The sequence below is a fragment of the Duganella caerulea genome (assembly GCF_040362985.1).
Classification (GTDB): Bacteria; Pseudomonadota; Gammaproteobacteria; order Burkholderiales; family Burkholderiaceae_D; genus Rugamonas; species Rugamonas vulcania.
The window spans coordinates 30,727-43,813 of the sequence record NZ_BPWJ01000009.1 but is presented as its reverse complement, the minus strand read 5'-3'; the positions used below and the strand labels follow the sequence as shown (position 1 = coordinate 43,813).

Below are 13,087 nucleotides of genomic sequence, written 5' to 3'. Positions count from 1 at the left end.
CCTTTTGGTTTATGACAGGTTAGGATGCTGCGCAGTCTACCGGGACTATATGACAGGTTTATGACATGACCGAAATATGTCAAAAATAGTTATGCCGCAGCCCTCTCCCCTATGGAAACAGGCCATGTGCCGCTATATATTACGCTGGCGTTGTCATAATCGGCGCGCCGTCCACGTCATTTATGACAAACGATGTCATGGACTTGTCATATTTCTTATTTACACTGTTGCATCATTCTGCCGCGATACAGGCTAGAATGAGACTACCTGCAAAGTGAACAAAAAGACATGAAGCCTGACTTGCATGCTGAAGTAAACAAGAACTCCGCGTTTCTGGACCGGGAACTGTCGCAACTGATGTTCAACCGGCGCGTGCTGGCGCAAGCCGAAGATAAAAGCATCCCTTTATTAGAGCGCCTGCGCTACCTGTGTATCGCCAGCAGCAACCTGGACGAGTTCTTCGAAGTGCGCGTGGCCAGCCTGCTGGCGGCCGGCAGCGTCGAGGGTTCGCTGTCCAACCACCCGGCGCTGGTGGCCACGCTGTCGCGCATCAGCGCCGAGTGCCACGCGCTGGTGGCCCACCAGTATGAAATCCTCAACCAGGAAGTGCTGCCCCAGCTGGCCGCCAACGGCGTGCACCTGGTGCGCCACAACGAACGCAACGAGGCGCAGCGCGCCTGGGTCAAGGAATACTTCGACACCGAGGTGCGCCCGCTGCTGACGCCGATCGGCCTCGATCCGGCCCACCCCTTCCCGCAAGTCGTTAACAAGAGCCTCAACTTCATCGTCTCGCTGTCCGGCAAGGACGCCTTCGGCCGCGGCACGGCGATCGCCATCGTCAAGGCGCCGCGCGTGCTGCCGCGCGTGATCCGCCTGCCCGACCATCTGTCGAAGAGCGGCGGCGTGTCGTTCTGCCTGCTGTCGTCCATCATCCATGCCCACATCTCCGACCTGTTCGCCGGCCGCGAGGTGATCGCCTATTCGCAGTTCCGCGTGACGCGCGACTCCGACCTGTGGGTCGACGAGGACGAGGTCAAGAACCTGCGCCAGGCGCTCAAGGGCGAGCTGCAGGGCCGCCAGTTCGGCACCTCGGTGCGGCTGGAGGTGGCCAAGAACTGCCCGCCCGAGCTGTCGCAATTCCTGCTCGACCAGTTCGGCCTGCACCAGAGCCGGCTGTACGCGGTCAACGGCCCGGTCAACCTGGTGCGCCTGACCGAGATCATGGACCATGTGAACAACCCGGCGCTGAGCTTCCCGCCGTTCTATCCCGGCATCGCGCAAAAGCCGGGCAGCCCGGACATCTTCGCCGCGCTGCGCGACGGCGACATCCTGCTGCACCACCCCTACCAGTCGTTCCAGACCGTGATCGACTTCATCCGCAGCGCCGCGCTCGACCCGGCGGTGGTGGCGATCAAGCAGACCATCTACCGCACCGGCATGAACTCGGACCTGATGGAGTCGCTGATCCTGGCCGCGCAGTCGGGCAAGGAAGTGACGGTGATCGTGGAGCTGAAGGCGCGCTTCGACGAGGAGGCCAACATCAACTGGGCCGACAAACTGGAGCAGGCAGGCGCCCAGGTGGTGTATGGCGTGGTCGGGTTGAAGACCCATGCCAAGGTGGCGCTGGTGATCCGCCGCGAAGAAAACAAGCTGCGCTTCTACGCCCACCTCGGCACCGGTAACTATCACCCGACCACCACCAAGTTCTACACCGACTTCGGCCTGCTGACCTGCCATCCGGGCATCAGCCAGGAAGTCAACGAGGTGTTCATCCACCTGACCAGCCTGACCAAGCCGCACCGGCTCACGCACCTGTGGCTGGCGCCGTTCGCGCTGCACAACGAGATCATCAAGGCGATCCGCAATGAGGCGCGTATCGCGCGCGCCGGGCGGCCGGGGCGGATTATTGTTAAAATCAATGCACTGGTCGACGAATCGGTGATCCGCGCGCTGTACGCCGCCTCCAAGGACGGCGTCAAGATCGACCTGATCGTACGCGGCGCCTGCATGCTCAAGCCCGGCGTGCCGGGACTGTCGGAGAACATCAAGGTGCGCTCGATCATCGGCCGCTTCCTCGAACACAGCCGCATCTATTATTTCCGCAACGATCTTGCGCACGACGTCATGCTGGCCAGCGCCGACTGGATGAGCCGCAACCTGTTCCGCCGCATCGAGGTGGCCTTCCCCGTGCTGGACAAGGCGCTCAAGCGGCGCGTGCTGAACGAGGGATTGAATCCGTATTTAAAGGACAATATGAACGCCTGGGAACTGGAAGCGGACGGCCACTACCAGCGCCGCAAGCCGCGCGGCAAGCAGATGCCCTTCAGCGCCCAGCAGCACCTGATGGACACGCTGGGCATGCGCGGCGCCCATCTGGGAGAATAAGGACGGACCGGGGATCTTTTTTCACATGTCGTTGGGGAGAAAAATATGGATCTCATTTTGTGGCGGCATGCCGAAGCCGAAGAAGCGCAAGCGGGCATGGCCGATCTGGAGCGGGCGCTGACGGCCAAGGGGCAGAAACAGGCGCGCCGCATGGGCCAGTGGCTGGACTCGCAGCTGCCCGACAGCTGCCGCGTCCTGAGCAGCCCGGCGCTGCGCACCTTGCAGACGGCCGAGGCGCTGGGCCGCAAGTTCAAAATCCACAGCGATTTGGCACCGGGGGCCGATCCGTCCGACATCCTCAAGGCCGCCAACTGGCCGGCCAACAAGGATACGGTGCTGGTGGTCGGCCACCAGCCGACGCTGGGCCAGGCGGCCTCGCTGTTGCTAACCGGAGACGACCTGGAGTGGGACATCCGCAAGGCCAGCGCCTGGTGGTTTGCCCAGCGCGTGCCCGGCGACGCCATGAGCGTCTACCTCAAGGCGGTGATGGCGGCGGACCTGGTGGTGAAATAAAAGTTTCCGCTGGGCTTGTAAAGCGGCACCCTTCTGCTAAAGTTTAATCGTAACAACTTGAGGGAGGGCTACCATGTTCACCTTGCTCGCGATGGGCATTTTCGGCGGGATGATTGCCTTGGTAGTGTACGAGATCATCGAGGAAACGCGCGGCAGCAAACATAAACTGATCGACCGCTATCACGAATAGCCTAGGCTTCATTGAAGCAGCATCGGCGCCAGTGGCGTGTCCGGACCGGACCCGCCTCTCGCGCCGATCGTCGTTTTTGAGGCTGACTTACAAGCCGGTCTTGAACTTGGTGTAGATGCGCGTGATGTTGCGGCGGATGTCGGCCGGCACCGCTTCCGGCGCGGCCATGCGCTGCTTGTCGGCGTCGGACAGGAACACCGTCTTATTGCCGGCGATATCCTTGCGCACGAACTTCAGGCTGGCCGTGTTCGGATTGGCGTAGAACACCTTGTTGGTCAGGCTGGCATGCACTTCCGGCCGCAGGATGTAGTTGATCCACAGGTGGGCGTTGTTCGGATGCGGCGCGTCGGCCGGGATGGCCATGGTGTCGAACACCAGCGCGGCCGGGGTCTTCGGCACCAGCACCTCGATCACGTTGCCGTTCTTCGCATCGATCGCGCGCTGGCGGGCGATGTTGATGTCACCCGACCAGCCCAGCGCCACGCACACCGCGCCGTTGGCCATGTCGTTGATGTAGCCGGACGAGCTGAACAGCGTCACGTTCGGACGGATGGATTGCAGCAGCTTGCCCGCCTCAGTGTAGTCGGCGGCGTTCTTCGAGTAGGCCGGCTTGCCCAGGTACAGCAGCGCGGCCGGCAGCACCTCGGACGGCGAATCGAGGAAGGACATGCCGCACGACTTGAGCTTGGACGCGTATTTCGGATTGAAGATCAGGTCCCAGGCGTTGTCCGGCATCGGCATGCCGCCCAGCGCGGCCTTCACCTTGTTGACGTTGATGCCGACCGTGGTGTAACCCCACAGCCAGTCGACCAGGTAATCGTTGTTCGGATCGATGCCGGCCAGCTTGGCCTGGATGGCCGGGTCCAGGTTCTTCAGGTTGCTCAGCTTGGACTTGTCGAGCTTGCGCAGCAGCTTGCCGTCGATCTGCAGGCGCGCCCATTGCGCGGTCGGCACCACGATGTCGTAGCCCGACTTGCCGGCGGCCAGTTTGGAATTCAGGATTTCGTTGTTGTCGAAGACATCGTAGCGGACTTTGATACCGGTTTCTTTTTCAAAGTTTTTAACGGTGTCGTCGGCGATATAGTCCGACCAGTTATAGATGTTGAGGACTTTCTCCTCTTGCGCCTGAGCCGCAACCTGCCCCGCGACGGCCATCAAGCCAGCCGCCACCAGCACCGCACCAACGAACTTCCCTGCCATAGCCCCTCCGTTTGGAATCAATCACAAGCCGTGATGATCGGGCATAGCCAGTTTCGACGCAAGGAATTCGTTAGAAAAATCATCCCAGGATATCGAACAGCGAGCCGGAACTGCCGGCCGCGCCGTTGAGGGCGCTTCCGGCGCCGGTCTGGGCCTGGGCCGTGTACAGCGCCGCCAGCGCGGTGGCCTGGGCGGTCAGCGCCTTGGTCAGCACCGTGCGGCGGCCGTTGATGCTGGTGATTTCGCGGCCCAGCAGGCCTGCCTCCTTGCTGATCACGCTGCTGTCCGAGGTGAACGCCGCCGCCTTGGACGACAGCAGGTCGGCGATGCCCTTGCCGCCGTTGGTGAACAGCTTGCCGACGCCGGCCGAATCCGAGGCCAGCGCGGCCTGCAGCTTCTTGTCGTCGACCAGCAGCTGGCCGTTGCTGTCCTGGGTGACGCCGGCCGCGTTCAGCGCCGACAGGGAGACGCTGCCGCCGCCCGTCTTCAGCAGCATGCCCAACTGGCTGGTGACCTGGCCCAGCGCGGTGTCGGACTTCAGGTCGCCCTTTTGCAGCGCCTGCAGCTTCTTGTTCAAATCGTTGTAGGCGCTGACGAAGGACTTCAGGTTGGTGCCGATCTGGCTGGCGTCCTGGGTGATGGTGACATCGGTCTTGCCGGCGCCGGTCAGGGTCAAGGTCGCACCGGGGATGGCCTTGTCGAGCGTGTTGGTGGCGCTGGTGATGTCCTTGCCGTCGACGTTGACGATGGCGTCCATGCCGGCGCCGGTCTGCTTGAGTTTCTGGCTGCCGTCGGGATCGAAGGCCAGCAGGTTTTTCAGCGCGGCGTCACCGCTGACGCTGATGCGCATGGTGTTGGCCGCGCCGCTCTGGCCGGCGATCGCCAGCGAGAACTTGCCGTCGTCGCCCTTGACCACCTTGACGTCGACGCCGGCCGCCTTGAACGCGGCGGCGATGCCGTCCAGCGTGTTGTTGCTGCTGTCGATGGTGATGGACTTGCCGGCCGCCGCGCTGTTGAGCGCGAATCCCTTGTCGCCGCCTGTGGTGCCGAAATCGATCTTGACGGTGGTGACCGCGCCAGAACCGATCTTGGCATCGGCGGCGGCGAAGGCGTCGCTGGTCAGGAACTGGCCCTGGGCCAGCTGCTTGACGTTGATCGCATAGGTGCCGGCCTTGGCCGCGCCGGTGGAAGCGGCGGTCAGCACATTCTTGACCGAGGTGGCGGCGCTGGTGCTCAAGCCGCTGCCGGTGAGTCCGGCGGCGATCGACTGGAAGTTGGCCAGCGCGCTTTGTAGCTGGCCGAGTGCCGACAGCTTGGTCTGGTCATTCTTCAGCGTGGTATTGAGCTTGGTCGCGGCCTTGTTCTGCGACGCCATGGTCTGCTGGACGCGATTGTAGATATCGTTCGACACCGACGGACTGCCGGTATTGGTACTGGAATTGATGCTGGAGGTCGCCATGATACGTTCCGCCTGAATTGGTTACATAGTATGCAACATGGGCGAAATTCCAAAGCGCCGAACAGAGCGGCTTTTCTTGCGCTCTTCCAACTTGGGGTCAAGTCTGGCATTCGGACACGAGCTCTACCAAGCAATTGGGGTCAAGTCTGGCATTCGGACACGAGCTCTACCAAGCAATTGGGGTCAAGTCTGGCATTCGGACACGAGCTCTACCAAGCAATTGGGGTCAGGTCTGACATTCGGACACGGCCTCTGCTGTAGCAGCCACTACGGCAGAGGCCGTGTCCGAATGCCAGACTTGACCCCACGCGGGTTACGGCAGAGCTCGTGTCCGAATGTCAGACTTGACCCCATTTTGGTGGCGACGATCCCAGCTTGGTGGCGGGCCGATCCCAGGTCATTGGGGTGCCGTCGATGGCTACCGGTGGCACGTACCGCCGCGCTGGTCCCCACGCTGTCTGTTCTAGTTCTGGCGCCAGGTCCGCTTCGGTGGCCGGTGCCAGCGGTTGCGTGGCCACCCTCTCCGACGGCGACAAGCCGATCAGTAACAGCGCGGTGCGCGCCAGCGACAGGCGCGCTTGCGTGGTCCGCCCTTCCTCCACCCGGTGCGTCAGCCCGCGCACCACCGCCGCCGCCATCAGATAGCCCGTCGCGTGATCGAGCGCCTGCACCGGCAACGGCACCGGCTGGTCCGCGTTCCGCCAGCGCATTCCGCGCTCGGCGATGCCCGCGCTCATCTGCACCAAGCTGTCGAAGCCGCGCCGTCCGCTCAATGGCCCGGTCCAGCCGTACGCATCGAGCGCGACATCAACCAGGCCGGGATTCAGGCGCCGCCGTACTCCGTCGCCAAATCCCAATCCCTCCAGCGCCGCTGGCCGATAGCCGTGCACCAGCACATCCGCCTGCGCCAACAGGGTTTCGAACACGTCCCGGTCCCGCGCCAGACGCAGGTCCAGCCGCGCGCAGCGCTTGCCCAACGTGACCTCCGGAATCACGCCCGGTTCGTCCCACGACGGTGGGTCGATGCGCAGCACGTCAGCGCCGTAGCCGGCCAGGAAGCGCGTCGCCACCGGCCCGGCCAGCACCCGCGTCAGGTCCAGCACCTTCAGCCCCGCCAACGGCCGCGACGGTGTCGGCGCCCAGCCGGCGTGGAAGCTGCCTTCGCGCGCGGTCAACGCGAGCAGCGCCTCGGCCGCCACGGCCCGCCCTTGCTCGTGCGCCGCCCATTCAGCGCCCGAGCGCATCATCGCCGCGCAGCCGCCCTGCGCCACCACCGCCGCCTCCAGCTCGGCACCGCGCCAGCCGGCCACCGCCCGCGCCACCGCCTCGCGTTCCGCCGGCGTGCCCAACACCGCCAGCGCCGCGTCGCGATGATGCGGGGCGTTGGTGTGCAAACGTATCCAGCCATCGGCGGTGCGGTAGTCGCCGGCCACCGGGTCCCATGCCGGCGGCCGCTCCCAGCCCACCGGCTGCAGGGACCAGCCGAACCACATCGACGCGAGCCGGCGATCGACCGTCACCTGCACCGACTTGCCACCTTGCGCCGCGATCAGTTGCCGCACCGCCAGCGCCGCCGCGCCCACCGAGGCCGCCGCCAGCTCCGTCACCGCGTAGCACGACCGCAGCTCGCCCTCGCCGGCAAACGTCACGCACTCGCGCGATGGCAGCGACAACGCGGATACAATGGCTTCTAACATTTTAGACATGAGCGCTCCGGTAATTGATATGCTGTTTCCAGCTTAGGAGCGTCCACAAAGAGCGTCAATCTTGACTTGAAGTATCAACATAGGAAACCAAGATGGTCTGGATGACGGCGGCGGAAGCGCTGCACGTATTGAATGTTCTCCCGCAGACACTGTACGCCAACGTCAGCCGGGGCAAGATACGCGCCAAATCCGACGAGGCCGATCCGCGCCGCAGCCTCTACCACCGCGACGATATCCTGCGCATGGCCGCGCGCAGCAACGGGCGCCGCAAGATCGAGGCGGTCTCCGCGCAGGCCATGCAATGGGGCGACCCGGTGCTGCCTTCCGCCATCTCCACCGCCGCCGACGGCCGCCTGCTGTACCGAGGCCTCGACGCCACCGTGCTGGCCGACACCGCCACGCTGGAAGACATCGCCGATTTGCTGTGGGAAGCTGAACCCGGCCAGGCACTGGCCGCCACCGCAGCGGCCGCGATGGTGACAGCAGCCGACATGGTGGCCAGCGCAACGGCAATCGGCCCAACAGCGGCCTTCGCACCGGCCCGCTCAACGGCAGCCTCCGCGTCGGGCCGCGCGATGGCGGACGCCGCAACGGCAGGCGGCGCAGCGGCAGCCTTCGCGCCCGCCGGCGCACTGGGCGCCGGCCTGCTGACCCTGGCGCTGCGCTGCGCCAGCGATACGCCCTCGCTGTGCCGCCCAGCCGCCGAACTGCGCGCCGAGGCCGCCAGCATCCTGTCCACACTCACGCAGGCGATGATCGGCCCGGAGCCGGCCGGCCAAGCCGCGCCAAACACGATCAGCGCCCGTCTCGCCCGCGCCTGGCAACGCCCCGCCGCCGAAGACCTGCTGCGCCGCGCGCTGGTGCTGATGGCCGACCATGAACTGAACGCCTCGACCTTCGCCACCCGCGTCGCCGTCTCGACCGGCGCCTCGCTGGCGGCCGGCGTGTTGGCCGGGTTCACCACGCTGACCGGCCCACTGCACGGCGGCGCCTCGGCCGAATTCGCACAGCTGATCGCCGCCGCCCGCCAGCACGGCGCCGACGAGGCGGTCGCGAACTGGTTGCAGAGCGGCCGCCCGCTGCCCGCCTTCGGCCACAAGCTCTACGCGGAAGGCGACCCGCGCGCCCGCGCCCTGCTGAAGTTATTGCCGGAATTGCAGCCGCACGCCGCCCTCGCCGCCGCGGCAGAAGCGCAGGCGGGAGAATTGCCGAATATTGATTTCGCGCTGACCGCGCTGGCCACCGCCCATGAACTGCCGGACGACGCGCCCTTCATCCTGTTCGCGCTGGGCCGCTGCGTCGGCTGGCTGGCGCATGCACTCGAACAAGTGCAAGCCCAGCGCCCGATCCGCCCGAGAGCCCGCTACGTCGGACCTATCGCAGGAACTTGTTGACAGCGCTGGTGGTGATGGAATCCATGTTCAGGAACTGGAAACCGATCTTGAAATGATCGCCGCTGAAGATGCAATACGTGACCTTGGAGCGGCAAGTGAGCACCTGCGCCTTGCCGTCGATGAACAGCTCGAACGACAACTGCCCCATGTGCCCGGCCTCCAGCTTATGCTCGAAATTAAGCGACAACCCATGGGCGCTGATGTCGATGGTGCGCCCCTGCATCGGCGGCAAGCCGTCCATCACCACCACCGCCTTGGCCCGCACGATCTTGCGCGCGACCGACCTTTGATCAACTGACACTATCTGTTCCTTTGTGCGTATTCAGTTACTAATTATTCAGTATTACCAATTACAACACGTAACAATACAACGTTATTGGATTTCGCGCAGCTTATTGAAGGCATCGTCGATGCGATCGACCGCGATGATGGTCATGCCCTCGATCGGCTGCTTGGGCGCGTTGGCGGTCGGGATCATCGCCGTCGAGAAGCCCAGCTTGGCCGCCTCGCGCAAACGCTCCTGGCCGCGCGGCGCCGGACGGATCTCGCCGGCCAGGCCCACCTCGCCGAACACCACGAAGCCGCGCGGCAGCGGCTTGCTGCGCATCGACGAATTAATCGCCATCAGCACCGCCAGGTCGGCCGCCGGTTCGGTGATCTTCACGCCGCCCACCGCGTTGATGAACACGTCCTGGTCGAAGGCCGCGATACCGGCGTGCCGGTGCAGCACGGCCAGCAGCATCGCCAGCCTATTTTGCTCCAGACCGACCGACAGCCGGCGCGCGTTAGGCAGGTGGCTGGCGTCCACCAGCGCCTGGATTTCGACCAGCAAGGGACGCGTGCCTTCCTGCGTCACCATCACGCAGGAACCGGGCACCTGGTTGTCGTGCTGGGACAGGAACAGCGCCGACGGATTCGACACGCCCTTCAAGCCCTTCTCCGTCATGGCGAACACGCCCAGCTCGTTGACCGCGCCGAAACGGTTCTTGATGGCCCGCACCAGGCGGAAGCTTGAATGGTTGTCGCCCTCGAAGTACAGCACCGTGTCGACAATGTGCTCCAGCACGCGCGGCCCGGCCAGCGCGCCTTCCTTGGTCACGTGGCCGACCAGGATGATCGTGACGCCGGTCTGCTTGGCCATGCGCGTCAGCTGGGCCGCGCACTCGCGCACCTGCGCCACCGAACCTGGCGCGGAGCTGAGCGCGTCCGAATACACGGTCTGGATCGAGTCGATCACCGCCACTTCCGGCTTCAGGTCGGCCAGCGTGCCGAGGATTTTCTCCAGCTGGATCTCGGCCTGCAGCTTGAGGTCGCGGGCGTCGATGTTGAGCCGCTTGGCGCGCAGCGCGATCTGCGCGCCGGATTCCTCGCCGCTGACGTACAGGACTTTTTTCAGGTGCGACACATTGGCCAGCGCCTGCAACAGCAGGGTTGACTTGCCGATGCCAGGATCGCCGCCGATCAGCACCACGCCACCCGCCACCAGGCCGCCGCCCAGCACGCGGTCGAATTCCTCGATGCCGGTGCCGAAGCGCGGCACGTCGATGGCGTCGATGTCGGCCAGCGACAGCACCGGCGCGGTCTGCGCCAGCGACAGATGCTGCGGCTGCGAGTAACGGTTGTTGCCGCCGGCCTCGATGACGGTCTCCACCATCGTGTTCCACTGCTGGCAGGACGAACACTGGCCGGTCCACTTGGTGGCCGTGCCGCCGCACTCGCTGCAGGTGTAGTTGGTTTTAGCCTTGGCCATGCGCTCAGCCTTCCTGCACCGGCACGCGCTGCGCCAGCGCGCACATCAGCTCATAGCCGATGGTGCCGGCCGCCTCGGCCACCTCGTCGATCGGCATGCCGCGGCCCCACAGCGTGACCTTGCTGCCCACGCGCGCCGACGGCAGGCCGGTCAGGTCCACGGTCAGCATGTCCATCGACACCCGCCCCACCAGCCGGGTGCGGACGCCGTCCACCAGCGCCGGCGTGCCCATCGGCGCGCTGCGCGGATAGCCGTCCGCATAGCCGCAGGCCACCACGCCGATGGTCATCGGGCCCTCGGCCTGGAAGCGGCTGCCGTAGCCGACCACGTCGCCGGCCACGATGTGCTGGATGCCGATGATCTCGCTGGTCAGCGTCATGGTCGGTTCAAGGCCGAACGACTCGGCCGTGGCGCCGCCCGGCGAGCCGCCGTACAGCATGATGCCGGGACGGATCCAGTCGTTGCGCAGGGTTTGCTGGTGCATCAGCACGCCGGCCGAATTGGACAGGCTGCGCGCCCCCGCCAGGCCGGCCGTGCCCAGCTCGAAGCGGCGCACCTGCTCGGCGATCGGCAGCAGCGGATGCTCGGCGTCGTCGGCATTGGCGAAGTGGGTGATCATGGTGATACTGCGCACGCAGGCCATGGCGCTCAGGCGCGCGTGCGCGGCGGCGTAGGCGTCCGGCATGAAGCCGAGCCGGTTCATGCCGCTGTTCATTTTCAGATGCAGGTCAAATTTGATGCCGCGCGCGGCCAGCCCGGCTTGCGCCGCTTCCAGCCACGCCAATTGCTCGTTGCAATGGACGGCGGCCTGCAGGTCGTAGCCGGCCATGGTGTTCAGGTCGGCCGGAGCGAAGAAACCTTCCAGTAGCAGGATGGGCTTTTTCCAGCCCAGTTCGCGCAGCCGCACGGCGTAGTCGACTTCGACCAGCGCCAGGCCGTCGGCGTCGGCGAAGCCGCGCATCGCCCGCTCCAGTCCGTGACCGTAGCCGTTGGCCTTGACCACGCCCCAAGCCTTGGCGCCCGGCGCCTGGGCCTTGGCGCAGGCCAGGTTGTGCTTCATGGATTCGACGTGGATGGTTGCAGCGATAGGCCTGGACATAAGCAATGTGAGCAAAATGGCGAAGGCCGTATTTTACCGTGCGGCGGCCGATCCGCATGGCTCAATTCTTGGGGATACGATCAAAGCATGGTATAAAGCAAGCCAGATATGTTTTCAGGCATCCCAGAATGAATCGTGGTTTCTATACCATCATGGCAGCGCAGTTCTTTTCGTCATTGGCGGACAATGCGCTGCTCTTTGTCGCGATCGACCTGCTAGTCACCATGAAGTCCCCGGCGTGGATCACGCCACTGCTGAAGCTCTCCTTTACGCTGTTTTACGTGCTGTTGGCTGCATTTGTCGGCGCTTTCGCCGATTCCATGCCCAAAGGCAAGGTCATGTTCATCTCCAACCTGATCAAGGTTGCCGGCTGTCTGCTGATCTTCGCGCACGTCCATCCGCTGCTCGCTTATGCGCTGGTGGGCTTCGGCGCCGCCGTCTATTCGCCCGCGAAATATGGCATTCTGACCGAATTACTTCCCGCAGAGAAACTTGTCGCGGCCAATGGCTGGGTTGAAGGCCTGACCGTGATGTCGATCATTTTCGGCACCGTCATGGGCGGCAAGCTGGTCGGCGGACAAGTGTCCTCCTTCCTGCTAGGCCTGGACTTCCCGCTGATCGACACCGGCATCGACACCCCGCCCGAGGCGGCGCTGTGCGTGGTGGTCGGCATTTACATGCTGGCGGCGCTGTTCAACACCCGTATCCCGGACACCGGCTGCGTCTATGGCCACCAGGAACGTAACCCGATCAAGCTGATCACCGACTTCGCCAACTGCTACGGCCTGCTGTGGAAGGACAAGCTGGGGCAGATTTCGCTGGCTGTCACCACGCTGTTCTGGGGCGCCGCGCAGACACTGCAATTCATCGTGCTGGAGTGGGCCAACCGCACCCTCAAGCTGAGCTACGAGCAATCGACCAGCCTGGTCGGCGTGGTCGCCATCGGCGTGGCGCTGGGGGCCGTGCTGTCGGCGCGCTTCATTTCGCTGCGCAAGTCGCTGACCGTGATCCCGATGGGCATCGCCATGGGCATCATCGTCATAAGCATGACGATGGTGAAATCGGTGGCGCTGGCCTACCCGCTGCTGATCCTGGTCGGCCTGCTGGGCGGCTTCTTCCTGGTGCCGATGAACGCGCTGCTGCAGCATCGCGGCCACGTGCTGATGAGCGCCGGCCATTCGATCGCGGTGCAGAACTTTAACGAGAATTTGTCCATCCTGACCATGCTGGCCATGTATTCGCTGATGCTGCGCGGCCACCTGAACCTGGATGTGATCATCGTGCTGTTCGGCCTGTTCCTGGCCGGGACCATGTTCTTCATCATGCGCAAGCATGCGGCCAACCAGCGCGAGTTCGATTCGGTCGCGCTGATCGGCGAGCTGAAACACTGA

General features: G+C 64.5%; 10 protein-coding genes. 4 read left to right on the top strand and 6 right to left on the bottom strand.

Translation table 11 applies throughout. The features are described 5' to 3' along the window. The first annotated feature begins 288 nt into the window (after positions 1-288). Positions 289-2,385, top strand: coding sequence for a polyphosphate kinase 1 (gene ppk1 / locus ACUJB0_RS24335; protein WP_444847479.1), 2,097 nt, complete (start codon positions 289-291; stop codon positions 2,383-2,385). 45 nt (positions 2,386-2,430) lie between these two features. Further along, complete coding sequence (locus ACUJB0_RS24330) at positions 2,431-2,898, top strand: SixA phosphatase family protein (protein WP_444847478.1); 468 nt, start codon at positions 2,431-2,433, stop codon at positions 2,896-2,898. A gap of 277 nt (positions 2,899-3,175) precedes the next feature. On the opposite strand, the gene ACUJB0_RS24325 is transcribed toward ACUJB0_RS24330, so the two are convergent. From ACUJB0_RS24325 to ACUJB0_RS24315, 3 genes are all read right to left on the bottom strand, one after another. Then, on the bottom strand, positions 3,176-4,288 hold the full coding sequence (locus ACUJB0_RS24325; RefSeq protein ID WP_444847477.1) for a polyamine ABC transporter substrate-binding protein: 1,113 nt from the start codon (positions 4,286-4,288) through the stop codon (positions 3,176-3,178). Positions 4,289-4,367: 79 nt separating this feature from the next. Beyond that, a complete protein-coding gene (fliD, locus tag ACUJB0_RS24320; protein ID WP_444847476.1) occupies positions 4,368-5,747 on the bottom strand; it encodes a flagellar filament capping protein FliD in 1,380 nt (459 codons plus the stop codon). Positions 5,748-6,085: 338 nt separating this feature from the next. Further along, positions 6,086-7,444, bottom strand: a complete 1,359-nt coding sequence (locus ACUJB0_RS24315; RefSeq protein WP_444847696.1) for a CoA transferase — start codon at positions 7,442-7,444, stop codon at positions 6,086-6,088. A gap of 101 nt (positions 7,445-7,545) precedes the next feature. Here ACUJB0_RS24315 and ACUJB0_RS24310 point away from each other — a divergent pair, with 101 nt between their 5' ends. Further along, positions 7,546-8,847, top strand: a complete 1,302-nt coding sequence (locus ACUJB0_RS24310) for a citrate synthase (RefSeq protein ID WP_444847475.1) — start codon at positions 7,546-7,548, stop codon at positions 8,845-8,847. Here the strand turns inward: ACUJB0_RS24310 and ACUJB0_RS24305 are convergent. The 3 genes from ACUJB0_RS24305 to alr all read right to left on the bottom strand — a co-directional run bounded on the left by ACUJB0_RS24305 (position 8,828) and on the right by alr (position 11,696). Continuing rightward, on the bottom strand, positions 8,828-9,148 hold the full coding sequence (locus ACUJB0_RS24305) for a PilZ domain-containing protein (protein ID WP_444847474.1): 321 nt from the start codon (positions 9,146-9,148) through the stop codon (positions 8,828-8,830). The two genes, ACUJB0_RS24310 and ACUJB0_RS24305, sit on opposite strands and share 20 nt — an antisense overlap. A gap of 72 nt (positions 9,149-9,220) precedes the next feature. Beyond that, complete coding sequence (gene radA / locus ACUJB0_RS24300; protein WP_161087716.1) at positions 9,221-10,597, bottom strand: DNA repair protein RadA; 1,377 nt, start codon at positions 10,595-10,597, stop codon at positions 9,221-9,223. Between the two features lie 4 nt (positions 10,598-10,601). Further along, positions 10,602-11,696: an alanine racemase gene (gene alr / locus ACUJB0_RS24295; protein ID WP_444847473.1), complete on the bottom strand. Its 1,095-nt coding sequence runs from the start codon at positions 11,694-11,696 to the stop codon at positions 10,602-10,604. 128 nt (positions 11,697-11,824) lie between these two features. Here alr and lplT point away from each other — a divergent pair, with 128 nt between their 5' ends. Beyond that, a complete protein-coding gene (lplT, locus tag ACUJB0_RS24290) occupies positions 11,825-13,087 on the top strand; it encodes a lysophospholipid transporter LplT (protein WP_444847472.1) in 1,263 nt (420 codons plus the stop codon).